This is a genomic window from Spartinivicinus poritis, assembly GCF_028858535.1.
Taxonomy (GTDB): Bacteria; Pseudomonadota; Gammaproteobacteria; order Pseudomonadales; family Zooshikellaceae; genus Spartinivicinus; species Spartinivicinus poritis.
Window position 1 is genome coordinate 121947 of sequence record NZ_JAPMOU010000007.1, and the last position, 24119, is coordinate 146065.

Below are 24119 nucleotides of genomic sequence, written 5' to 3' on the forward strand. Positions count from 1 at the left end.
GAATGATTCTAGCAGCTAATTGGCTTAGCTGTTTAGGTAAACACTGAGATTAGCGCCTAATACCCACTGGCATTCTCATCAATTTGAAAGTTAAACTGCTCCGCTCGGTGAACGCTGGTTACAATATCGCCATTTTTCATCAAGTTAATTAAACGGAATCCAGGGGCTAAGTTATCTAGTTTGAACTCAGAGCTTTGCCTGGCAAACTGTACACAAGTGGAAGGAGAGCCCAGATAGCGGGCATGATAGTCTTGGCGATCAAACTCTTGGTGAATGTGACCACACAACACCAGCTTAACCTGATCATATTGATCAATTAATTGGTTAAATTTATCTGCATTTCGAAGACCAATATTATCTAACCATACACAACCTACAGACAGTGTATGGTGATGCAAACAAATCATTGTATATTTTGCAGTTGGATTATCTAATTGTTGTTTAAGATAGCTCAACTCTTCATCAGTCAACTCACCATAAACCTTACCTGGCACATTAGAGTTCAACATAAGCACCTGCCAGTCATGTGCTACAAAAGCCTTATTTAAACAGGGGTTATTTTTATACAACTGCTGCATTAAAAGATATTCATCATGATTACCAGCAATCCAGCGCTGGGGCATTTTAAAAGAAGCTGTACAATCAACAAATCGTTGGTAAGACTCCGGACTACCATCTTGCGATATGTCACCAGTCACTAACATTAAATCAACTTCCTGCTGTAACTGAGAAAATGCGACAAGAACTGCCTTTAAGCTATCCTGAGTATTCACTCCCAGGAGTTGTCCCTGTTGGCTTGCATAAAGGTGGCTATCGGTTACTTGTAAAATTCGTAATGCCACCTGAGATGCTGTATTTACTGACAAAGGTTAAGTCCTGCTTGCTCTTCAATAAAACTGATAAATAGGTTGCCAGATTAGCAACGTCATTAGGCACAACATCTAAAAAATATGTTGCTGAAATTACCAGATTTAATATTGGTAACTATCGATTTAGTGACTCTCGATATTTAGTCGCTATCACTATTGAGTAACTATAGCAGCGCGTACTTTGATATATCAGACCCCATGCTATTTTTTAAAACCAGATCACATTTAACCCATTAGAACTACATATAAAGCTTTCAATCAGGGAGTCATCATTAAGATGACAAACTCACAGGTTCATATGAATGCCCTTGCTCTAAGCAAAAGGCCAGCCAATCTGCTAAAAAACGGTTTAGTTGTGCTTTTTCATCGGGATGGAACATTTGCGGGTTAGGATAGCTATACTTTGCAGCAAAGTGGCGCTTCTGTTGAGCACTGATGACTTCTGCCATTTGTACATCATGATAAACTCGAACACTCATCAGAGGAGTGATAGCCCACTCCCCCCATTCAGCATCATGAATCAGGCTTATAACCGAAGTGTATTTACAGCGCTCCACAACCTTGAGGGTCAAAATGCCCTTATAGCTACCGTGAGAGATGGCTATTCGCCTTAGATCTTCATCATTACCTGGCAATAGCTTACACAGCCTAAAGTAATTGGCCTCACAGACTGCCTGTTGCTTGACCAAGTCTACTTTATAGCCAGCTTTCCTCATGCCAAACACCTTCCCACGACGTTACTTAAGACCTTAGACTAACTTACATTACACTTGATTCAACCTATTGGCAAAATAACTGACGCTCCTTCTTTGTGAAAGGGCCAATAGAGTCTGCTAGTCAAATGCTTGAAATGGGATACAAGCCGATTTAACTCAGATACTCCATCAAACCACAGGAAGCTTCCATATAGCCTAATCCCCTTGATATACGATGAAATATCCAGATTAAGCGTTTCTTGATACCAGAAATAGTCGCTTTTTTTTAAAGTAAACAGTTACTATGTAATTTTGATTTACTTGTTAACAAAGCAAGCAAATAACACAGATAACAAAACCAGTAGGATTAATAAGCGTAAGGTAGGCTTAAGTATTATTGACGACAAAATATCTGTAAAATTATCACAACACTAGGTAGTATAAAGTGTGTAAATTATAACTTAAAATATCGACATCTAATTCAAAAACTCACCCATTTATAAATTTGTTTTGTTACACTAAGCACCATATTTTTAAAAACCGGCTCAAGTATTAGGTGTCACTAAACTTATAAATCTCACTTTTATAAAGGCTATTTAGCCGTACAACAACTGATTTAAAAGTGTGGTTTACTTTTGGTTAATGCTAGCTTGAATATGATGCCCAGTTTAAAAAAACACTATGAAAATAAATGTAATGCGTATCCAGGTTATAGATACCTCACTCAAGGGATTCGATTTATGGCATTGAAACCTTTTACTACTACCCTGCTAGTTTCCCTGTTTGCCAGCCCTTTAGCGATGGCTGAAAAGGCAGACTTGCTGACCATTTACCAACAGGCATTAGAAAGTGATGCCCAGTTCGCTGCGGCTCGCCAGCAATTTAATGCTAGCCAAGAAGCAGATAATCAAGGGCTAGCTGGTTTGCTTCCTCAAGTAAACCTGTCAGCTAGTACCTCGAACAGCAAAACAGTACAACTGCAAAATGGTATTTCCAACCGCACCAGTGGCGGCAATACCCATGGCTGGAGTGCCTCTTTGGAGCAGCCGGTTTTTCAACTGCAAAGTTGGTTTACTTACACTAAATCCAAAAAGGAAGTCAGTCAGGCAGAAAAGCAGCTTAGTTTAGAAGCACAGTCGCTGATTTTACGGGTAGCAGAAGCCTATTTTAATGCCTTACGGGCTGAAGATAGTCTTGAAACTGCAAAAGCCCGTGAAACTGCTTTTAAACGCCAATATGAGCAGGCACAACAGCGTTTTGAAGTTGGCTTAATTGCAAAAACAGATGTACTTGAAGCCAAGGCCGTTTATGACAATGCCCGAGTCACCCGAATCACTGCAGAAAATGATGTAGAAGTGAGCTACGAGGCCATCCGCACCATAACTAATCAGTTGCCAGGTAATTTAGGCAAGCTTGATAAAAATATGCCAGTAAAGGCCCCTACCCCATCCAAAATAGAAAGCTGGGTCAAAACTGCGCTTAAAAGCAACCTAGCCGTTCAGGTAGCTAACGAAGCTGTCAAAGTAGCAGAAGAAGAAGTTAAGCGACAAAAGGCTGGCCATGCCCCAACAGTCAATGCTTCAGCGCAATACGGCCACACAGCAGGACCTAGCAGTCGCACAGCCTTTACTGATAGTAATGGCAAATCAAATACCACCACTTATAGCTTGAACTTTAACTTCCCTATTTACAGTGGTGGCCTGACTAGCTCACGGTCTCGTGCAGCCTCATCTTTGCTTTCAAAAGCCATGCACGACAAAGACTTTCAAGTAAGAACCACATATCAGCAAACGCGCAACTTCTTTAATACTGTCAACTCTGATGTACAACGGGTAGATGCCAGATGGCAAAGCACAGTTTCATCTGCCAGTGCTTTAGAAGCGACTGAAAGCGGCTATGAAGTGGGTACGCGGAATATTATTGACGTATTAGAGGCCCAATCAAACCTCTATAACTCTCAACAAGACTACCTGAATGCTCGCTATGATTTCATTATTAACACACTGAAGTTGAAGCAGCAGGCTGGTACGTTAAGCCCAGACGATTTAACTGAGTTGAACAAGTGGATTAGCAAAGCAGAAAATACTGAGTTGTTACCAGCAATTAAGGACAGCGAAAAGCTTTAACATTACATGATGCGCTAGCTTCGTAAGGCTAGCGCTAATGCGTTATATTTTGGCTAATTAACTCTAACAAGTGCTGTAACGCCCCTCGATTTTCTTCAACCACTTGTAATGCATTGCTACCTACGGCTCTGCTTTGATTTTCATCAGTTAGTAACTTTATTAGCTGTTCAGCTATCTCATTAGTATTACTGACTAGTTTCATCCCTCTAGCATTCACTAGTTTGTCAGTGATTTCCTGAAAGTTAATAACATAAGGCCCAGACAATAGAGGTTTACCCCATACTGCCGCTTCCAACATGTTATGCCCGCCCCCCCCTTCGAGCAAACTTCCACCAATAAATGCTACATCTGCTGCAACATATAACGCTTTAAGCTCTCCCATAGTGTCTCCCAAAATTACTTGGGTATCCGAAGGCACTTGCTGTTTATCACTACGCCGAGCATAAGACAGTTGCTGCTGCTCAATCAGCTTGGCTACTTCATCAAATCGCTCTGGATGACGAGGCACCAGTACTAATAATGCACTTGGGAGTGTGCTGAGTAATTGTTGATGAGCCGTTAAAATAATTTCATCTTCTCCTTGATGGGTACTGGCAGCAACCCAAACAGAACGAGAGCCATCAGCTAGCCACGACTGGCGTAGAGCCTCCCCTTTTTCTTGATCAGCAGGGTCAGAGTCAATATCAAACTTAATACTTCCTGTTACCTTCAGCTGACTTTGGCTCAACCCCAAGGATAAAAAACGATCAGCGGTTGCCTGATCCTGTGCAGCTAACTGAGTAATTTCAGTCAACATGGGTTGCACCAGTTTTTTGAAGCGCTCATAACCTTTAGCAGAACGTGCTGATAACCGAGCATTAGCTACCACCACTGGTACATTTTTGTTAGCACAGCCATGAATCAAGTTTGGCCATAACTCTGTTTCCATAATGACAGCTAAGCAGGGATTTATTTTTTCTAAAAATCGACTGACAGAACCTGGCAAATCATAGGGCGCATACACATGGAACACCTGATCACCCAGCAATGCTATTACTCGTTCTGAGCCAGTTGGGGTCATGGTGGTCACGACCAGTGGACATTCAGGATATTGCTGCTGGATTTGCTTAATCAAAGGGATTGCCGCAATGGTTTCCCCCACAGAAACCGCATGAACCCAAATTGGTTGCTCTGATAATTGTGGCTTTGTAAAAAAGCCAAACCGTTCACCCCAACGTTTACGATAAGCCGGTGCTTGTAGCCCTCGATAGGAGAGTCTTAGCAAAACAAAAGGGAGCAAACAATAAAAAAGCAACGTATACCAAAGTCGGTTCATAACAGCCAAAATGATGTAGTTTTTGGAGAGGCCGCATCATAGCATAGTCAATTGAAGTGATCCCTATCCTCAGAGCCTCACAGATCTGCCTAATAATCAACCAACCGATATTGAGCATAACTTTATGAAATATTCAGGGTATACTGATGGCATTTACTTTTTTGTTAAGAGGCTGGATAAACGATAGAAAACCGTATGAGGCAAGGATGCCGATTCGAGCATACAGGGAAGTACTTGCTGCGTGTTTTATATCGTTTGTGCAGTCTCATACTGCCTAAAATTTCGGCAACATTATTGATTATATATGATTGACTCAATCAAAACAGACATTGTAATTGTTGGTGGTGGTATTGCTGGCCTGTGGTTAGCTAATCGCTTGCAGCAACTAGGTTATAACTGCCTTATTTTAGAAAAAGGCAGTTTTGGTGGTGGCCAAACAGTTAAGTCTCAGGGGATTATCCATGGCGGCACTAAATACACACTCACTGGCACCCTAACTAAATCCGCTGAAGCCATTTCACAAATGCCCAGCCGGTGGCGACAGTGTCTTGCCGGTGAAGGCGAAATTGATCTCACCAGCGTTAAAGTATTGTCCCAACACCATTACATGTGGTCCACCCAAGGGCTAGGCTCTAAATTAACCACTTTTTTTGCCAGTAAAGCCTTACGTGGACGAGTCAATAAGCTCAGTAAAAAAGAGTATCCAACAGTCTTTCAAAACCCTGCCTTTAAAGGCGATTTATATCAGCTGGATGAAGTGGTGCTGGATGTACCCTCTGTTATTCAGGCATTAGTTAAACCAATTCAACAATCTGCTGTTCAATTAACCGATAATGCCGAGATTGACTGGCAAGTGAATGAACAGGGCACTTTAAACAAAGTTGTTATCAATGATCAAAATCAGCGATTAACAGTTTCTGCCCAACACTTCGTATTAACCACAGGGGAAGGCACCCAAGATATTCTAAATCAATTAAATTTCGCTACCCCTCAAATGCAACTGCGCCCACTGCATATGGTGATGATTAAACACCCTCATCCCCACCCCATCTATGCTCACTGCATCGGTGCTCAGGCTTTACCCAAAATGACCATCACTAGCCACCCTACCACTGATGGCCAATGGGTATGGTATTTAGGTGGTGCGATTGCAGAAAATGGTTTGGATAAGTCAACAGAAGAGCAGATTGCTACAGCCAAACAGCAAATACAACAGTTATTGCCTTGGGTAGATTTTAGTCAAACACAATGGGCGACTTTTAGAGTCAATAGGGCTGAGCCAAAGCAAAATAGCCTAGTTCGACCAGATGCAGCTTATTGCCAAACCCAAAACAACGTTTCTGTTTGCTGGCCGACCAAGTTAGCTTTAGCACCAGATCTTGCTGATCAGATAATTAAACAGCTTTCTCAGCTTAATATTCAACCGAACACTACACAAGCTGTATTACCGGATTGGCTAAATCCACCTATTGTTAGTGCTCCATTCTGGCAGGAGTATTTTGATGAGCAAATCTGAATTATTAATAAAAAATAAACTGGCAAATACAGATATCAGTGTTTCAGCTATTGGCTTGGGCACCGTTAAACTGGGGAGAAACCAAGGGGTTAAGTATCCTACCACCTTTAAAATACCCAGCGACCAAGAAGCAAAAAAACTACTACAACATGCAAAAAATCTGGGTATTAATTTAATTGATACAGCCCCTGCTTACGGCAATAGTGAGGAGCGTTTAGGCCCTTTACTAAAAGGCCAGCGCCATGACTGGGTAATTTGCACTAAAACTGGTGAAGAATTTATCGATGGACAGTCCAGTTTTAATTTTACCCCAGAGCACACTATCAAAAGCATTGAACGAAGTTTACAGCGACTAAATACCGATTATTTAGATATTGTCCTGGTCCATTCTGATGGGAATGATTTAACCATTATTGAGCAATATGGCACCTTAGAGGTACTAGCTGACCTGAAAAAACAAGGCAAAATCAAAGCCTCAGGTATGTCCACTAAAACCGTTGAAGGCGGACTTGCTACACTAAAACAAGCTGATGCAGTCATGGCAACCCATAACCTGTCGTATTCTGACGAAATTGAAGTGTTGGATTATGCGGCAGAGTACAACAAAGCTATCTTCATAAAAAAAGCCTTGGCCAGTGGCCATATCTGCTCAGAAACCTATGAAGACCCAGTGCAAGCCAGCATGGATTTTATTTTTGCTCATCCTGGTGTAACCAGTATTATTTTAGGCACTATCAATCCAGAGCATATGAGCCATAATATTAAGTGCGCCCAACAAGCGCTGCTGAGAAGCCGTAATGAATAAACAGCTATTGAAGTTCCACCCTGCTGATCATATTCAATTCAACCCTTACCAGGTGATGAGCCATTTCAACACTTATAATCGACAGTGGCAGTTGCAAATATTACCGATAGACGCTCCTTGTTCTTTTGAGGAGCTACAAGTTAAACGTAATAATTCGCTACTGATGACCGGCTCCAGCTCTGAAATCAATCTTACGGTAAATAACTTAGGTGTGTCAGCCCACCTTATTTGTCAGATTAATGGGGTTGATTACTTAGTATTGGTCGAGCAGAAAAGACATGATTTTAAAGATAAAGTGCTAAAGCTGGTTTCTGGTTATGTTTCCTCTGAATATAGCTATTATCCAGAACAGGTAATCGCAGAGGAAATCAGCCAAGAGTGCTTAATGATTTATGGTAATCAGCTGGCCAACTGGCAAAACTGTACAGGTCAAAGCCTTCCTGATCCTGAATACCAAGGCCTGACCATTAACAGAAATAAAAACCTTACCTTAGTTCCTGATTTAGTGGCTACCCCCCAACAAATTACACTTGGTGCTGCCCAGTGCGAGCCTCATGTAACCAGTTATATTCATGTGCCCACCAATTCACTCCAACTGGTTTACCACTGGCGCACCACTATTCGAGATTTAAGTGAGTTGAGCTGTTATTTTGTAGACGAGATTTATAACCCAGAAACTCAGTGCTTGGAAACTACCTGGGATAAATCAGATAAGTGCTACCTTGCTGAACTGCACTTTAATCAATTAACAGGAACATTTTTTCAGCTTGAGGCAGGTCAGTTAAAAGCTGTAGATTTAAAAAACCCGCTTTTCTCAGAGTATTTTTGCCAGCGGAAGGGGATTATGGTTTTTGATAATCACACTGTCTTATAAGGGCATCGCAAAGCTCCCTCTCCCTCTGGGAGAGGGGTGGGGTGAGGGTATATTTACTCTAAATCCACCGGTGGCCCCCTCATCCTAACCTTCTCCCCGCAGGGGAGAAGGAACTTAGTTTTGAGTACTTTCGTGACACCTCTAAATGAAGAAAGTCAGCAGCTTGGTCACTGTTCTTTAATTTTTTCTACAATCGCTGTGGTAGAGCAGTTATCTAAAAAATCTAATACAGCAACTTCACCACCATAACTTTGTACGATAGGCGCACCAACTACTTGCTTAACAGAGTAATCTCCCCCTTTAACTAGCACATCAGGTTTTACTAGCTCTAATAAGGCTTCGGGAGTATCTTCAGTAAAAGAAACCACCCAATCTACCGCCTCTAGTCCAGCTAACACAGTCATCCGGCGATCAACTGGATTAACCGGCCTACCTTCACCCTTCAAGCGATGCACAGATTCATCACTATTCACTGCAACAATTAGCCTATTCCCATGAGCGCGGGCTTGCTCAAGGTAACCAACATGGCCAGCATGGAGAATATCAAAACAGCCATTAGTGAAAACGATTTTTTCACCTTGGGCTTTGGCATCTTCAATCGCAATCAATAATTGACTCGCTGTCATGACACCTCGCCCTGCACCTTGCTCTACTGAAATAGCACGACGCAGTTCAGGCGCACTAATCGCTGCAGTACCCAGTTTGCCAACCACAATGCCTGCAGCTAAGTTAGCCAATGCGACTGCTATTGGTAGCTCCTCTCCTGCAGCTAACGAAGCCGCCAGTACAGAAATAACTGTATCGCCCGCTCCTGTGACATCAAATACCTCTCTAGCTCTAGCGGGTAAGTGAAGCTCAGGCTGAGCTGGCCTCAATAGTGTCATTCCATGCTCACCACGGGTGATCAATAATGCTTCCAGTTCAAGCTCTTTTAGTAATTGCTGGCCTTTAGCGACAAGCTCAGCTTCATCCTTGCAGGCGCCCATCACCGTTTCAAACTCGTTTAAGTTAGGAGTAATTAAAGTAGCACCACGGTATTGAATGAAATCAGAACCTTTAGGGTCAACTAAAACCGGCTTTCCTTTTGCCTTGGCAAGTTGGATTAGTTGCTGAGGATCTTTTAAAGCGCCTTTTTTATAATCAGATAATACGACAACTTCAGCTTGATCAATAATAGCTTCGACTTCTTGCACAAGTTGGCCAGGCTCAAGTGAATTAAATGCTTTCTCAAAATCTAATCTAATAAGCTGCTGGTGCTGGCTAATCACCCGCAGCTTAGTAATAGTAGGTTCGTCATTGACTCGAGTAAAAGCACAATGCACCCCAGCAGCAGTTAACCGCTTGGTTAATATATCAGCAGACTCATCATCTCCCGTTGGACCTGCCAGAAAAGCTGCTCCACCAAGCGAGGCAATATTGAGAGCAACGTTACCTGCTCCACCCGGCCGGTCTTCAATTTGACCAACCTTAACAACAGGCACTGGAGCCTCTGGTGAAATACGTGAGGTAGCACCATGCCAGTAGCGATCCAGCATAATGTCGCCAATTACCAATACTTTAGCTTGATCAAATCGTGGGGTTGTTAGCAGCTTCATTATGTTTTGCCATCCAATAAAATTAAGCCGATAAAGGTTGTTCTTCTTTAAATTGAAGCCGGTGTAGGCGTGCATACTGTCCTTGTTTTGCCAATAATTCCTGATGACTACCTACTTCAACAATTTCCCCTTCATCCATCACAACAATTTTGTCAGCATTTTCGATGGTGGATAAACGATGCGCAATGACTAAGGTTGTCCTTCCTTTCATCACCTCATCAAGTGCTGCTTGAATATTGCGTTCTGCTTGAGTATCTAAGGCTGAAGTTGCTTCATCCAGGATCAAAATAGGTGCATCTTTTAAAATCGCTCGCGCGATAGCAAGCCGCTGACGTTGGCCACCTGAAAGCTTCACTCCATTTTCACCAACAATGGTGTTAAATCCATTCTCTAGTCCAGCAATAAAGTCGAAGGCGTAAGCAGCTTGAGCAGCAAGGTGAATGTCATCTTCAGTTTTAGTTTGCAACGCCCCATAAGCAATATTATTTGCAACAGTGTCATTAAATAGAGTGACTTGCTGGTTCACCAACGCAATTTGCTGGCGTAAGTTAGTAAGTTTGTAATCTTCTAGTGGCAATCCATCCAGCAGAATCTCACCTTGTTCATGGCAGTAAAATCGAGGAATTAAACTCACCAGTGTTGATTTACCACTTCCAGAGCGTCCAACAAAAGCCACTGTTTCACCAGGCTCTACCACAAGGTTAATATCTTTTAATACTGGGTTTTCAGCACCTGGATATTGAAAAGTTAACTGACGAACTTCCAGCTTGCCTGAAACACGCTCTACCTCATGTGAGCCTGAATCCTGCTCTTGCACTTCATCAAGCTGTTCAAAGATATTTTCTGCAGCAGCAATACCTTTTTGGATATTGCCATAAACTTCACTCAACTGACGGATTGGCTTTGGCAACATACCTGCTGCTACTACATAAGCAATCAACTCAGCCACAGTTGAGGTGTCGCGCATATAAAGCACTAAAAACATGATGACTGCCATTGCCAGAATCACCAGCAACTGCAACACAGGCGTATTGATAGCGGAAACTCTGACTAACTTGAGCGACTGTTTCAGGTTCTGCTTACTAGCATCTAAAAAGCGGTTACGTTCATAGGCTTCTCCACCAAAACTACGAACCACCCGGTAGCCATTAATGGTTTCAGAGGCCACATGAGTAACATCACCCATTGCATCCTGAATCTTGTGGCTGAGCTTTCTTAACTTGCGCCCCACATAACTCACCAACCCTGCAATAATAGGTGCAATCAAGATGAAAATAATAGTGAGCTTCCAATTAGTCCAAAGCAGCAAGCCTAGTAAGAAAATGACCGTAAAACCCTCACGAATCACTACTTTCAATGCATCAGTAGCAGCACCCGTGACAAGAGTCACATTATAGGTAATCCGAGAAATCAGGTGGCCAGAGTTGTGGTTATCGAAGTAACTGTTTGGCAGGGTAACTAGCTTATTAAATAAGTCACAGCGTAAAGCATGCACAACATTATTAGCCACTCTGGCAATGTAGTAATTACCAATAAACGAGCCTAAACCCCGTAATACGGCAATTGTTACAGCAGCAATGGGAACAAAATAGATAAGCTGATCAGACTCTCCCTCCAACCCCTGCACAAAATACTTCATCAACCAAGCAAACCCTGGCTGAGTCAAAGCGAACAAAATATAACCAAAAATACTGATAGCAAATAGCGCCCAGTAGGTTTTTACATAACCCAAGAGGCGGAGGTAAGCTTTGATACCACTCTTAGAGCCCTTTTCTTTACTCATTTCAGCCCTACTGTCACAAAACGAAAAGGCAGTGATAATAACACACTTAAGCTTTAAAGGGGTAAGTAGCAACATTCTTCGATCTAGGCTCGCTTGCTTTCTATCAGCACATCCGTAAAATATTGGGGCGATTATATTACTTCGATGCTCTACCAATACATGGCACCTCAAAAACTGAGCCCGACATTCCAATATTGAGCATTGAGATGCAGTTGTTCTAAAACATCAGTGGTGTAATGAAAATACTTTCTCAAGAAGAGTTTGATCAACTAACAAAAGGTGCCACCATTGTTGAACAGGATGGCTGTGGTGTAAAAGTGCTCACACTGACAGATGGTACGTTTCTTAAACTATTTCGTAACAAAAGATTTATTTCTTCTGCCAGAATTTATCCATATGCTCGACGCTTTGCTAACAATGCGAATAGTTTGAAAAAAGCAGGTATCACAACTGTCACTGTTATTGAAACGTATAAAATAAACCTCCCTCCACGCAGTATTGTAAGATATCAACCATTATCAGGTAATACAGTCAGAGAAGTTGCAAGGAGTAATTTGGATACTCTCAAGCAAGGCCAGATAAAGAAAATTGCTCAATTCATTGCTATTTTACACAACAAAGGAATTTATTTCAGGTCTTTACACCTAGGTAACATCCTAGTTACTGAAGATGGAAATTTAGGCTTAATTGACATATCTGATATGAAGTTTTACAGCAAGCCTCTTTCTGTAGGTAAACGTATACGTAACTTTCGTCACCTCATGCGTTATAAAAATGATGCTAAGCTTCTGTTCCAGTATGAGCCTTCATCCTTTATTGATAGCTATCTAAACGCCAATCACAGAGCTCTTTCCACAAAAGATCAGCTAAAAATTGTCAATTCATTATGTCCAAAAAGCAGGTACAAGTAATGAAAATTCTAGTTACGGGTAGCACTGGTTTTATTGGCTCTGCATTAGTAAAAAACATTCTTAAAAATACTGGACATACTGTCATAAATATCGTTCTACAGACAATCAAAATTCTTTACTATAGATCTTGCTTAATACTTGGTGGCAGTTATTTTAGGGAAGGTTTGGATACACAAATGACTCAAGCTTATACGAAAAATGGAGCTACAGTTCTTGCTTATCCAGTTAAGAATTCAGGGCGTTATGATGCTATTACATTAAACTCAGAAAAAAAAACAATATTTATTGAAAAAAAACCTGTAAATACCAGTTCAAAGCTAGGTATTACCGGTCACAATCAGTTAACTAATACTCACAAGAAATATAGACCCAGCTATTTAGTTAATGTGTATGCCTATACTAATGCAGGTAAAGCTGAGTTAAATAACAGCTTAGTAACTTTAAGAAATAGTACTGCTTTAGAAAATCTGACACCCGCATGTAAAAAAATAGTCATTACTCTACTTCACACATCCACTGAATACGTATTTTCTAGAGACCAATCAACTCCATACAATCCTAATGACACTTGTAATCCTATTAATATATATGGAAAGAGCAAGTTTATTGATAATAAGCCAACACTGAAGACAAAGCCTTGTTCTTTCATTACAAAAACAAGCTGGGTTTTTAGCGAATTCAAAAATAACTTCGTAAAGATTATACTAAAACTTGCAAATGAAAAAAACAGCATATCCGTCGTAGATGATCAAATTGGCCGTCCAACTTATGCTAGTAGTAACTTGGCTAAATTCATTCTTAACTTCACCATCAATTACAAAACTATTGATATAAAAAACAACATTATTCATTTTGCTAATTCAGAAAACTGTTGCTGGTTCAATTTTTCACAAAAAGTTATTGAGTATGGTCATAAGCTAAAGCTTATTCACAATATTCCCTCGTTACAACAAACAAAAACGCACCACCTAAATTTAAAAGCTCAACATCCACCATACTGTGTATTAAACATAGCCAACACAGAAAAAGTGCTCAATATAAAGATTAGAAACTGGGAAAGTGCTTTATATGAAATGTTGAACATATTAGCAGATAAGTACCACCATGCATAATTCATATCCATTAGTTTCAGTTATTATCTCCTGCTATAACCATGATAAGTATATTACTGACTGTATATTAAGCGTTGTTAAGCAAACTTATAATAATATAGAGCTAATTGTAATTGATGACGGTTCTTCAGATGAAAGCCCTAGAATTCTACATGAGCTAAGCCAACAACATGGATTCTACTTTAAAGCCAGAGATAACAAAGGACTTTCTGCTAGTCTTAATGAGGCTATTAGTCTCAGTAAAGGTAAGTACATCTGCCCTCTAGGGTCTGATGATATTATTTTGCTTGATAAAATCGAAAAGCAGGTAAAGTTTTTAGAAAACAGACCAGACATTGCCGTCTGTGGAGGAAATATAATCTGCATTGATGATTATAATAATGTAAAGGAGAAACAGAGGCTAAAACCCTATCGTGAAGTAGGCTTTAAAAAAATGCTGACTCAACCGAAAGAAGGGCCTGCAGCACCGACAGTCATGATCCACTCTTCAGCACTAAAAGAAGTTAATGGATTTAATACAGATATAAAACTCGAAGACTTAAATCTATGGTTAAAATTAACTTACAAAGGCTTTAAGATCGCTGTTCTCAGTGACATTCTTGCATACTATCGAGAGCATGATAACAATACTTACAAAAACCATAGGATGATGACAGAAGAAATTATTAAAACATATAACAACTATAGAAATGAACCAGAATACCCATTTGTGATTAATCAATTTCTCACCAGCATGTTTTTAAAAGTATCAAAATACGATCCTAAATATGCTATTCAAATCCTTAGGCAAATAGATAGAAAATACTATAGTTTCAAGCTCTTTAAAGGCATGACCTATCTCATTACATCATGGATAAAAAGTAAGAAATGAATAACAAGTCAATTGCTATCATCATTCCCTATTTTGGGCAATGGCCAGAATGGATAGACCTGTATATCGAAAGCTGTAAATACAACCCTACAATTGACTGGATTTTTTTCAGTGACTGCGGCCCACCTCAAAATAAAGCAGATAATATCACTATCCACCATATGAGTTTTAACGACTATAAGCAATATATTTCCAAAAAACTGGAAATTAATTTTTCCTGTTGTCAACCCTATAAACTGTGTGACCTTAAGCCAAGCTATGGTTACATACATGAAAATATATTAACTAACTATGACTACTACGGATTTGGAGATATTGATGTAATATATGGAGATATTAGAAAGTTCTATACCGAAAAAGTACTGACGCATAATTGTATATCAACTCACTGGGATAGGATATCTGGGCATCTCGCTTTATTCAAAAATACGGCGCTCAATAGAAATGCTTTTAAAAAAATAAAAAACTGGCAACAGCTAATGGAAAATGAAAGTCACTTTGGAATTGATGAATCAAAATTATCAAAAATATACCTCCGACATAAAAAATACCCAGACTGGTTAAGAAAAGCTTATGGTTTTTTTAGTCCATATCAAAAAAACTGTTATTTTAAAGAACAATATAGCACTATTTTATCAGACTCCCCATGGATTAATGGAAGCTCAGAGCATCCTGAGCTATGGTTTTGGAAAAAAGGAAAATTGACTAACAACAAAGACACTGACAGAGAGTTTCTTTACCTGCACTTCATGAATTGGAAATCTTCAAAATGGTTACCTGAAAGATACGGTAACAAAGCAGCATGGGAGAAATTAAACTCAATTAATAACGTTCCATTTAGCCAAATTAATAATGGTTGGAGCATATCTCCACAAGGTTTTTTACCTTTATAATACGTGTTAATAGAATCGCTGACAAAGCTCTAACCACCTTGTTTTGTCAGCTTGTGATAACTTATTAGAACTCACCAGCTTTTTAATGGCTTTGACTAAACATTTTTTCCCATTTAATCCAAACCGGCTAATTTCACCACTTGAAACAGAAGCCAGGTTAGTATAGGCATTTAGCAGCCAATTTTTTTGATCAGAGATATCATAGAGATTAGACTCATCTAACAGGTATAATTCTATACCCTGCAGAGCTCTCATTACATCTTTTGAAAAACCCTGCCGCTTTGAATGAATCTTTATTAAAAAAAGTTTTATAACTTTTTTCCTGTATCTAACAAAATGGAAGTCAACTAATGCATTTATCTTTTGGCTTATAGACAGCTTTTCAACTAAATTCAGGTAAATACCAACCTTATCATTTATAAAGTTAATTTCAGCCCCGTAATAGTGAGCAAGTATATCATCACAACCAGATAACTTAGTATTTCTACTTAGCACTTCACCTATAGCTAATTGCTCAGTAACGTACTCCTTGGTAATATCATAAACTTGATCAAGAACATAAAGTGCTTCATCTAAAAGATGTCGATCGTCATAAGACAGCCCTACAACGCCTGAGTTCCACAGCTGCCCATCTTTAGCTATATCTAAAATATTACCATTCTGGCTTACAATATTATTCTCAACTATCCTTTCACAAAGAGTAGGAAGGGCTTGTTGAATATACTTCTCAAACTGGAACATTAAAGAAAACCCTGGACTAACTCTTTGAAAAAGTAACTCCGGATTTTTTTTGTACCATGTATCTGTATCAACAAGTATAGTCTTATTTTTGTATTTATCCATCCAAAACTTCATTGCTACATTTTTTAGCCTATGATTATATTGAGCTTTTCCTTGCCATAACTTTATCTGATCATCTGTTAGTTTTTCTGCAACTATAGGTAAATCAGAGAAATAGTCTGGATTTTCAGTAAACACACATACTCTTGTTGACTTGCTTTCACCTAAAAACTTTAATGCTGTCAAGATACTAAAATAGCCTTGCTGGTAATATATTTTATTTTGGCCATATACCAGATAAAGCAAATCATTCATTTTTTCACACATTTTAATTAAGCTCAAAAAAAAAGAAGCAACCAACTATTTATTACTTCTCTCTTGATATAACTTCTCTATATTCTGCTCTATATTTCTCTACAGAGTGACAGTTTTTAACATACTCATAAGCTTTTAAACACATATTACTTATGTCTACTTTATTCATAGAGAGCTGCTGTGCTAGGGCAGTTTCCAGTTGGTTAGTTGAAGTTGGATCAATTAAAATCCCATAACCATCTAACACATCAGGTATTCCACCAACCTTCGTAGCGATAATTGGTAGCTTAGCTATCATCGCCTCAAAAATTACTAAGGGCATCCCCTCCTCTAAGGAGGGGAGAACAAAGTAGTCAAATGCTTTTAAATAACGAAAAGCGTTATATACTTCTCCAGGAAAAACTACTTGATCCTTAATGCCTAAAGCAACTGCTTGCTCCTTTAATGAATGTTCTAACTGCCCTCCTCCAATAATGACAAGCCTCGCATTATCATACTTATTAGTAATTTTTTTGAAAGCTTTGATCAAATAAGATTGTCCTTTTACTTTAACTAATCTTCCTATAGTTCCTATCACAATTTGATCATCTGCAAGCCTTAGCTCTTGACGCGCTTCAGCTCTTGTTAAAAACCGACTCTCAATATAATTAAGATCAATTGCATTAGTGATTACCTTTACATCTTCTTCACTTAGGCAGCTACAACTACCAAGCAGATATTCCTTTACTGAATTAGACACAGCTATTATAGTCCACCTTTTATCAAAAAAAAGATTCGTCATCCACCTTCTAAAAGGGCGATCAAAATCACCAATTCCATGCACAACTGAAATACAGTTTGGTATTTTTAGAAGTTTATTTGCAATTAGCATTACATCAAATGGTTTAAAACGGTGAACAACTAAACTATCAAATGCCTTCTTTCTACAATACTTCCAAATACTATAAATAGCTTTAAGTCTAAAGCCTCTCATCTGTTTTTTTGTAAGCCCAAAGTATTTAACATGTTCACTTACTGATAACATATCACCATGTTTTGGCTTTCCCGAAAAATAGGCAGAAGTAACTTCAAACTTATCTTTGGGCAACCCTTTAACAATCTCCTCATGCAGGTCAGATGTTCTAATATAATATTTTGGTTGCAACTGGAGAATTTTATGTCGTGTCATATTGATTGCTTCTCAGCTTTTTTATTTTGAATAGAGCAACTTATAAACGCGATAGCCAGGGAAATGGGAACCCACGATATATACCAAACCTCCTTCGGCCTACTCACAATATTTCCACCTTCTGATATACCACCAAGAACACCATAGACAAGCAGAGGTAATACAATAAATATTAAAATATCATTATTTTGCTTATACGATTTTATAGCAATCAAAAACAGAGTTAATACCCAACCTATAAATCCAACGACACCAAAATGATATAAGACTCCCAGATGGATATTATGCGGATCATAAAATGACTGCTTGATACTCTTCAGATATATCTCAAACTCAGTCCCTACCCCATAACCAAACCATAGTTTATCAAGTATTAATTTTATTGCTTCACCCCATATTTCAGGTCTATGAGATACTCCTCTGACAGCAATATCTTCCCACGCCACTATTACAGCCACTAAAAGAGTCACTAAAATAAAAAACACTGTCTTTAGTGCAGTTTTTTTCTTATAATAAAAATTAACAACCAATAAAGTTAAAACCACCCCAAAAAAACCTACCAAAGGAGTTCTAGACTTAGTTAAAAAAGCACATAGAAAAAATACAACCACACACAGAAAGAGTATAATTTTTTTAAAAGATTTTTTAGAAGCCAGGAGCAGTCCTAATGAAAACACACATAAAAAACCAAAATAATGAGAACTTAGTAAGGGGTTACTCAATACCCCTAACCCAACAAATCTCCCCCCAAAAGAAAAGTCAGTCTCCACACCATAACTATAGATACTATAGAGAGAAATCAAAGCAGCTAAACCAACAGCAATCATTATTATACGCCAAATATCAATCACCTTTAATACTAAATAATAAACAGCATAAGCAAAAAGAAAAACCATCAATGATTTCTTGATTTCACCAAACGACAGTCCCTCACTACCCCATGCAGATGAAAGTGCAAAATAGCAAAGAAGAACAGTAAATAGCTTTACAGATTGCTCTTTGAAGAAGTTAAAAAACAAATTGGATTCTAAAAAAACTAGCAATACAATAGGTAGGTACAAAAAAATATATAGCTGTGTATGCCACTTACTATCTGTCGGAAAAAGTTGAACACCGACAAAAAAAATTAACATACCAAATATTAACATATATGTTAATATTTGTGTTACTAGGTTACCCTTCATTTTTTTTACTTCACAGTTACATCGACTCATTTTATTACAAACAACTCATTACTTTTAATACATTTGAAAAAATAGCTATCTTCTCCATACTTGCACATACTTCTATTAACAAAAATATTTTGCAAACCTCCTCTAAAATATTTTTTTAGTTTTGTTTTTCGTTTCAAATCATGCATCATTTCCAAGGCATACACTTTATCTTTCTGCTGCTTTTCTGATAAAGGAATAGACAATACCCCTGGCGTTTTAACCTCTGCATTAAGGTTGGGTGCTAATGATGCTATTGCATGGGGTGGCCCAAATGGATGCATATCCGTGTGAACGTAGTGGTTTGCGTAGTACAGCCAGTGCTTTATGCCAGAGTAACTCACCTCACTCACTGCTTGGTGAATAAATTGAGTTGCATAATAGTGATCTTGGTGAGGATCCAACTCTAAATGTGGTGTGACTATAACTTCCGGCTGGTATTTTTCTATTAAGAAATGAAGGTCTTTTAACAGATTTTCACCTGTAGCTTTATTATCACCATCAGTAGGTAGCGGAAAGCTATTAAACTCTCTAAATACAGTTGTAGTATCAACACCTGCAGTTTTAGAGCTAACTAGTCTAGTTTGCTCTTCGTACATGTCCTTGAGGCGTAGACAAAAGTAGCCAAGGTTAACAACCTGTGCTTTTGGAACACCACCCCAAGCAGGTACTGCAATACTATCAAATGCTCTCAAACGGCCCTTTAATATAGATGCCTGTTGAGGATCTGGATAGACATGTTGAAAATCCTTCTGCTCTACTTCGCCAGCCGTTAAAGTAATAATGCTAACTTCTTCCGCCTGGCTATAAAGACCAAAGGCAGCCAGCTCCGCATCATCAGCATGGGGAGCAATAATCATTATTCGTTTGTTGATGATGTCTGGGTTAGCAAAACCAAATAGGGCTGATTTACTGTTGTTATCAACAATTGGCTGACAGTGCTTGAAGTTGAGGGTTAAATACTCACCAGTTAACAGCGTTTTTAACCAATCACTTATATTCAAATAGCGCAATCCATTTGCAGAGCGTTCAAAATACTGTCTATTTGTAGTATTACCATCGCTTATTTCGACATAAGGATCAAAAATACTACCCAGCCAATTAGCTTTAATTTTGATAATAACCAATCCTGTATCCAGCGATAATTCACTGTCAGGCTTTTCTACACAACGCAGTTGATTATTTTCTATAGTTAACGGCAGCTCTACCGCATTTTCAAACTGGTATTGGTAATCTGACTTGGGGTCATAAAAAATATGATCAGACCACAACACTTCATGGGCAATATAAAAAATGACTGCAAAGAGTAAAGTTTGCCAGTACCAACCCATCAAAAGCCCAAGAAGTGCCAAACAAATAAAAACTAACGCTTTTATTTGGTTTGTCATCTTCTTCTTTTTTAAATATGGGTTATCTTTTGTTTTCATAATACTTACTACGTTGAGTACACTGACACTCTATTACACCAGCGGTCTTTATACTCGTTATCAGCTAAACCAAATGAATAACGCATCTGCTTATTTTGCTTATCAGCCATCTCCTGAGCTTCCTGCACATTCAAAAAGCTAAGCACACTACCAGGGCTAAACTCTTTTACAGAGGGATCAACCCCACCATTGATATACTCTACAGACAGCCATTTTTCTGATTCAGCCTGATATACCAGCTGAATCGCAACTGGCCGTTTATCAAAATACAGCACTGAGCCAACTAAATATTTTTGTAGTCTACTCAGTAATTCTCCCATCAAGGATGCACCTTTGGCTGCAAAGCCCCACCTTAACTCAAATAATGTCAAATAAAACTCACATATCTGATCTGCAGATAACTCACTGATAGGATGCAACTCACCACCCGCTTCTTGAAACAGTCTTAATTCACGACGGTGATTGTATTTGAACTTTTTAGAATAGCCCCCAAGTTGAAAGCCTTTAGCTAAACACAACTGTTTATCTTTATCCTTCAGATTGGTCAGCTGGGATTCATGCAAATTCGAAATTAATTCTGCTTTATAAGGCAATTCAAGTTGGGCATTTTCAGCAATGGGCAATATAATTTCCGCATTACCTGTATCCACTAAGCCTCGTTTACCGAGTTTTTTTAAAGCTTGCTTACTGCCCGCGACATAGTTTTCCCACACCGGAATCGCAGCAATAAGCTGGTCATCTTGATAGCGGCCACTAAACTCCAGTGGGGTATCTAATAATGACGAAACCACGCCAATCACTTCTGGGTGAGTTATAAAACTACCGCCCCACTGTTGGTAAGCCTCTTCATATTGGCCTGCAGTTAAAGGTTGCCAATGACGGGTTTGCCATTTCGCGAGTAAACTCATGCAACCCCCATTTTCATGGCGTAAGGCTTGATAAAAGGCAGCTGCCAAAAGTGGTCTTTAACGACTGAGTAGCTAAAATTTTCAGTGACTTTAGCATCCATTTTATCTGCCAGAACAGTTTTGTCTTGGCTAGAAAGGCCGTAAATTTGGGTCATATGTGAAGCCAGCTGTTGTGCATCCCCTAATGGAAACAACTGGCCACAACCCTCAACCACCTCTTTACCACCACCACAGTCAGTAGCAATGACCGGCAAACCAGCAGCCATAGCCTCCAGTAATACCATACCAAAAGGCTCATGATCAGACGTTAAAATAAAACTATCAAAGGCTTTATAGTATTGAGCAGCCTCGGGTACCATTCCTAAAAACAACACTTGCTTTGCAATACCAAGAGACTGGGCTAACTGCTTTAATTCACTCTCTAGCCTGCCTTGACCTAAAATTGCTAATACTGCATTCGGCAGCTGTCCTGCAATTAAAGCAAATGCTTTTAATAAGGTTGCCTGGTCTTTATCTGGGTGTAATCGCCCTACATTAGCAAAAACATACTGATCTTGTGTTAAACCTAAAAATTTTCGGGCAGCTTCGCGTTCAACCAAATTAGCTTTTAGTTGCTCATAATCAACCCGATTATACAGGGTTTGAATACGGTCCGACGACCAATGAGGTAAGCAATGGCGAATATCATCTCTCACCGCATTGGACACACCAAGCAAAGCTAAACGTTGCTGGCGACGGTTAACAAACCAACGTCTAGTTTTTCGCTGATAATCACCAAAAGCATGATGAACACCAACGGTAAATAAATCTGGGATATGAGAGCAGATATATAAAGGCTTAAACCGGTGGGCAATGGCAAAGCTAAACTGTCTTTGCTCACATATACGCTGTAACTGTTTAATTTGCTTGCGCTTCAAGCCTCGCACATCTCTTGAAGTGTTTTCCAGAAAAAATACTTCATCAGAAGCCGACTCATTTGCCACTTGATCAGAGAACTCGCCTGTTAAATAAACGGTTGTCACTTTATAAGGCGTATCAGCAAACAGCCCTGCATATTGTCGAGCCACATCTAAAAAAGGTGGCTCATATCCGTGACAGAGCTGTAGTACATGGGGTTGATTCATTGTTATCAGCAACCCTCAGGAAAGTCGCCTTTCACGACTAAAATATCTTCCATAATTAAATATTGTAAGTCTGAGCCAAAAAACATATTCAATGCATCAGTAGGCGTACATACAACTGGCTCACCACGGCGGTTTAATGAAGTATTCAACACTACGCCATTGCCAGTGAACTTTTCCATTTCCAGCATTAAATCATAGTAACGAGGGTTTACTTCCCGTTTAACAGCCTGCGCCCTGGCAGTACCATCTTCATGTACTACCTCCGGGACGCGCTCTTTCCATTCCTCTTTGACTTCAAAGGTAAAGGTCATAAAAGGCGCTGGGTGGTCCACTTTAAACATTTCTGGTGCCACACGATCCAGCATACTAGGACAGAACGGACGCCAACGCTCGCGGAATTTAATTTGCTCATTAATTCGGTCAGCAACTCCTTTCACACTGGGACAACCTAAAATACTACGCCGACCTAATGCTCGAGGACCAAACTCCATCCGCCCTTGAAACCAGGCAACCGGGTTCCCATCGGCAAGCACTTTAGCAATACGCTCTGGAACTTGACCGATTTGTTTGAATTTAGGTTTATCTGGGTGCTGCTGACAGGCTTCGATAACCTGTTCATTAGTAAATGAAGGGCCTAGATAAACATGCTCCATTTTTTCAACAGACACACCACGTTTTTCTGAAGCAAACGAAGCTGCACCAATGGCGGTTCCGGCATCTCCTGAAGCAGGCTGGACAAATAATTCTTTTAATTCTGAGCGAGCGACAATTTTCTGGTTAAGTTTTACGTTTAACGCTCCACCACCAGAAAACGCTAATAAGCCAGTTTCTTTGATAATATCACCCAAATAATAATCCATTAATTTCAGGGCAACTGTCTCATATAATTGCTGAATGCTTGCAGCATAGTGAATATAAGGATCATCTGCCACATCACCTTTCCGGCGAGGACCCAGCCACTCAATTAATTTCTTGGTAAAATAAAAGCCTTTGCCATTTTCTTTATAACGACGTAGTCCAACTACATTAATGTAGTCAGTATTAACTCGAAATTCTTTTCCATCAAAATCAATTAATCTTGATAAGTCGTATTTACTGGGGTCACCATAGGGCGCCATGCCCATTACTTTATACTCGCCATCAAGCATCTCAAAACCGAGATATTCAGTGATGGCACCATATAAACCACCAAGCGAGTCTGGGTCATAAAATTCTTTGATTTTATGAATTTTGCCATTTTCGCCATAACCAAAAAATGTTGTGGCGTACTCACCTTTCCCATCAATCCCCATGATGGCAGTTTTTTCTTTAAAACCACTCAGGTGATAAGCACTGGAAGCATGGGCTAAGTGATGTTCAACCGGTTCAAACTCGACCTTCTGCCAATCAAAGCCGATTGACTCAAGCATTTCACGGATCTGCCCTACATAACGACGATAACGGCGATTACCATTAAACAACACATCTAATGCACGGTCAGGGGCATACCAATACCGCTTCGCATAATGCCAGCGGGCTGGACTGGATAGGCTAATGGGTGCAAAAGGCACAGCAATGACATCAACATCTTTAGCAGAGATGCCTGCCTGCTTTAAACAAAATTTAGTAGCCTCTAGCGGCATTTTATTTTTGGCGTGTTTATCCCGAAGAAAGCGCTCCTCTTCAGCAGCAGCAACCAACTTGCCATCTATATACAATGCTGCTGAAGGATCATGGCTCAATGCGCCAGATAAACCTAAAATTGTTAATGCCACTTAACACCTCTTCTTTTCAGCTACAACTGTTGCTTATACCAAAGGCTTATTGCAACAGCCCCAGAAA

At 39.5% G+C, this 24119-nt stretch carries 20 protein-coding genes; 8 read left to right on the top strand and 12 right to left on the bottom strand.

All coding sequences use genetic code 11. The features are described from left to right. Positions 1-56: 56 nt before the first annotated feature. Positions 57-866: a 3',5'-cyclic-AMP phosphodiesterase gene (cpdA, locus tag ORQ98_RS08005; protein ID WP_274688273.1), complete on the bottom strand. Its 810-nt coding sequence runs from the start codon at positions 864-866 to the stop codon at positions 57-59. Between the two features lie 275 nt (positions 867-1141). Beyond that, positions 1142-1585 (bottom strand): DUF1249 domain-containing protein, encoded by a 444-nt coding sequence (locus ORQ98_RS08010; RefSeq protein WP_274688274.1) that lies wholly within the window; start codon positions 1583-1585, stop codon positions 1142-1144. Between the two features lie 719 nt (positions 1586-2304). On the opposite strand from ORQ98_RS08010, the gene ORQ98_RS08015 reads away from it, so the two are divergent. Beyond that, positions 2305-3690: a TolC family outer membrane protein gene (locus ORQ98_RS08015; protein WP_274688275.1), complete on the top strand. Its 1386-nt coding sequence runs from the start codon at positions 2305-2307 to the stop codon at positions 3688-3690. Positions 3691-3724: 34 nt separating this feature from the next. Here the strand turns inward: ORQ98_RS08015 and waaA are convergent, their stop codons facing one another. Then, positions 3725-5005: a lipid IV(A) 3-deoxy-D-manno-octulosonic acid transferase gene (gene waaA, locus ORQ98_RS08020; RefSeq protein WP_274688276.1), complete on the bottom strand. Its 1281-nt coding sequence runs from the start codon at positions 5003-5005 to the stop codon at positions 3725-3727. 304 nt (positions 5006-5309) lie between these two features. On the opposite strand from waaA, the gene ORQ98_RS08025 reads away from it, so the two are divergent. Genes ORQ98_RS08025 through ORQ98_RS08035 form a run of 3 tightly spaced genes read left to right on the top strand, consistent with a single transcriptional unit; the run spans position 5310 to position 8200 of the window. After that, on the top strand, positions 5310-6521 hold the full coding sequence (locus ORQ98_RS08025; protein WP_274688277.1) for an FAD-dependent oxidoreductase: 1212 nt from the start codon (positions 5310-5312) through the stop codon (positions 6519-6521). Continuing rightward, on the top strand, positions 6508-7326 hold the full coding sequence (locus ORQ98_RS08030) for an aldo/keto reductase (RefSeq protein ID WP_274688278.1): 819 nt from the start codon (positions 6508-6510) through the stop codon (positions 7324-7326). The genes ORQ98_RS08025 and ORQ98_RS08030 overlap by 14 nt, the downstream gene beginning before the upstream one ends. Continuing rightward, the gene (locus ORQ98_RS08035; RefSeq protein ID WP_274688279.1) at positions 7319-8200 is read left to right on the top strand and encodes a hypothetical protein; all 882 of its coding nucleotides are present in this window, start codon (positions 7319-7321) and stop codon (positions 8198-8200) included. The genes ORQ98_RS08030 and ORQ98_RS08035 overlap by 8 nt, the downstream gene beginning before the upstream one ends. A 167-nt stretch (positions 8201-8367) precedes the next feature. On the opposite strand, the gene hldE is transcribed toward ORQ98_RS08035, so the two are convergent. Both hldE and msbA read right to left on the bottom strand, forming a co-directional pair. Then, positions 8368-9795: a bifunctional D-glycero-beta-D-manno-heptose-7-phosphate kinase/D-glycero-beta-D-manno-heptose 1-phosphate adenylyltransferase HldE gene (hldE, locus tag ORQ98_RS08040; RefSeq protein WP_274688280.1), complete on the bottom strand. Its 1428-nt coding sequence runs from the start codon at positions 9793-9795 to the stop codon at positions 8368-8370. Positions 9796-9817: 22 nt separating this feature from the next. Beyond that, entirely contained in the window at positions 9818-11578 is a 1761-nt protein-coding gene (gene msbA / locus ORQ98_RS08045) for a lipid A export permease/ATP-binding protein MsbA (RefSeq protein ID WP_274688281.1), read from the bottom strand. Between the two features lie 236 nt (positions 11579-11814). On the opposite strand from msbA, the gene ORQ98_RS08050 reads away from it, so the two are divergent. Genes ORQ98_RS08050 through ORQ98_RS08065 form a run of 4 tightly spaced genes read left to right on the top strand, consistent with a single transcriptional unit; the run spans position 11815 to position 15365 of the window. Then, positions 11815-12489, top strand: a complete 675-nt coding sequence (locus ORQ98_RS08050; protein WP_274688282.1) for a BUD32 family EKC/KEOPS complex subunit — start codon at positions 11815-11817, stop codon at positions 12487-12489. Then, on the top strand, positions 12489-13601 hold the full coding sequence (locus tag ORQ98_RS08055) for a sugar nucleotide-binding protein (RefSeq protein ID WP_274688283.1): 1113 nt from the start codon (positions 12489-12491) through the stop codon (positions 13599-13601). The genes ORQ98_RS08050 and ORQ98_RS08055 overlap by 1 nt, the downstream gene beginning before the upstream one ends. After that, on the top strand, positions 13594-14472 hold the full coding sequence (locus tag ORQ98_RS08060) for a glycosyltransferase family 2 protein (protein ID WP_274688284.1): 879 nt from the start codon (positions 13594-13596) through the stop codon (positions 14470-14472). The genes ORQ98_RS08055 and ORQ98_RS08060 overlap by 8 nt, the downstream gene beginning before the upstream one ends. Beyond that, positions 14469-15365: a DUF6625 family protein gene (locus ORQ98_RS08065; RefSeq protein WP_274688285.1), complete on the top strand. Its 897-nt coding sequence runs from the start codon at positions 14469-14471 to the stop codon at positions 15363-15365. The genes ORQ98_RS08060 and ORQ98_RS08065 overlap by 4 nt, the downstream gene beginning before the upstream one ends. Before the next feature lie 6 nt (positions 15366-15371). Here the strand turns inward: ORQ98_RS08065 and ORQ98_RS08070 are convergent, their stop codons facing one another. The 7 genes from ORQ98_RS08070 to ORQ98_RS08100 are packed head-to-tail and all read right to left on the bottom strand — an operon-like array spanning position 15372 to position 24052. Next, positions 15372-16460, bottom strand: a complete 1089-nt coding sequence (locus tag ORQ98_RS08070) for a hypothetical protein (RefSeq protein ID WP_274688286.1) — start codon at positions 16458-16460, stop codon at positions 15372-15374. Positions 16461-16512: 52 nt separating this feature from the next. Beyond that, positions 16513-17628: a glycosyltransferase gene (locus ORQ98_RS08075; RefSeq protein WP_274688287.1), complete on the bottom strand. Its 1116-nt coding sequence runs from the start codon at positions 17626-17628 to the stop codon at positions 16513-16515. Continuing rightward, a complete protein-coding gene (locus ORQ98_RS08080; protein ID WP_274688288.1) occupies positions 17625-18812 on the bottom strand; it encodes an O-antigen ligase family protein in 1188 nt (395 codons plus the stop codon). The genes ORQ98_RS08075 and ORQ98_RS08080 overlap by 4 nt, the downstream gene beginning before the upstream one ends. Positions 18813-18838: 26 nt before the next feature. After that, a complete protein-coding gene (locus ORQ98_RS08085) occupies positions 18839-20266 on the bottom strand; it encodes a PIG-L deacetylase family protein (RefSeq protein ID WP_274688289.1) in 1428 nt (475 codons plus the stop codon). 8 nt (positions 20267-20274) lie between these two features. Then, positions 20275-21174 carry a GNAT family N-acetyltransferase gene (locus ORQ98_RS08090; RefSeq protein ID WP_274688290.1) on the bottom strand — a complete coding sequence of 300 codons (900 nt, stop codon included), beginning with the start codon at positions 21172-21174 and terminating at the stop codon, positions 20275-20277. Then, a complete protein-coding gene (locus ORQ98_RS08095; RefSeq protein WP_274688291.1) occupies positions 21171-22298 on the bottom strand; it encodes a glycosyltransferase in 1128 nt (375 codons plus the stop codon). Before ORQ98_RS08095 ends, ORQ98_RS08090 begins: the two co-directional genes overlap by 4 nt. A gap of 5 nt (positions 22299-22303) precedes the next feature. Next, entirely contained in the window at positions 22304-24052 is a 1749-nt protein-coding gene (locus tag ORQ98_RS08100) for a carbamoyltransferase family protein (protein ID WP_274688292.1), read from the bottom strand. Between the last annotated feature and the right edge of the window lie 67 nt (positions 24053-24119).

Coding starts and splice junctions, on each gene's coding strand:
- ORQ98_RS08070 (WP_274688286.1), bottom strand. CDS start 16,460: ATGAATGATTTGCTTTATCTGGTATATGGCCAAAATAAAATATATTAC.
- ORQ98_RS08010 (WP_274688274.1), bottom strand. CDS start 1,585: ATGAGGAAAGCTGGCTATAAAGTAGACTTGGTCAAGCAACAGGCAGTC.
- ORQ98_RS08095 (WP_274688291.1), bottom strand. CDS start 22,298: ATGAATCAACCCCATGTACTACAGCTCTGTCACGGATATGAGCCACCT.
- ORQ98_RS08055 (WP_274688283.1), top strand. CDS start 12,489: ATGAAAATTCTAGTTACGGGTAGCACTGGTTTTATTGGCTCTGCATTA.
- ORQ98_RS08085 (WP_274688289.1), bottom strand. CDS start 20,266: ATGAAAACAAAAGATAACCCATATTTAAAAAAGAAGAAGATGACAAAC.
- ORQ98_RS08075 (WP_274688287.1), bottom strand. CDS start 17,628: ATGACACGACATAAAATTCTCCAGTTGCAACCAAAATATTATATTAGA.
- hldE (WP_274688280.1), bottom strand. CDS start 9,795: ATGAAGCTGCTAACAACCCCACGATTTGATCAAGCTAAAGTATTGGTA.
- ORQ98_RS08080 (WP_274688288.1), bottom strand. CDS start 18,812: ATGAAGGGTAACCTAGTAACACAAATATTAACATATATGTTAATATTT.
- ORQ98_RS08060 (WP_274688284.1), top strand. CDS start 13,594: ATGCATAATTCATATCCATTAGTTTCAGTTATTATCTCCTGCTATAAC.
- ORQ98_RS08030 (WP_274688278.1), top strand. CDS start 6,508: ATGAGCAAATCTGAATTATTAATAAAAAATAAACTGGCAAATACAGAT.
- ORQ98_RS08015 (WP_274688275.1), top strand. CDS start 2,305: ATGGCATTGAAACCTTTTACTACTACCCTGCTAGTTTCCCTGTTTGCC.
- ORQ98_RS08050 (WP_274688282.1), top strand. CDS start 11,815: ATGAAAATACTTTCTCAAGAAGAGTTTGATCAACTAACAAAAGGTGCC.
- ORQ98_RS08035 (WP_274688279.1), top strand. CDS start 7,319: ATGAATAAACAGCTATTGAAGTTCCACCCTGCTGATCATATTCAATTC.
- waaA (WP_274688276.1), bottom strand. CDS start 5,005: ATGAACCGACTTTGGTATACGTTGCTTTTTTATTGTTTGCTCCCTTTT.
- ORQ98_RS08090 (WP_274688290.1), bottom strand. CDS start 21,174: ATGAGTTTACTCGCGAAATGGCAAACCCGTCATTGGCAACCTTTAACT.
- msbA (WP_274688281.1), bottom strand. CDS start 11,578: ATGAGTAAAGAAAAGGGCTCTAAGAGTGGTATCAAAGCTTACCTCCGC.
- ORQ98_RS08065 (WP_274688285.1), top strand. CDS start 14,469: ATGAATAACAAGTCAATTGCTATCATCATTCCCTATTTTGGGCAATGG.
- ORQ98_RS08025 (WP_274688277.1), top strand. CDS start 5,310: ATGATTGACTCAATCAAAACAGACATTGTAATTGTTGGTGGTGGTATT.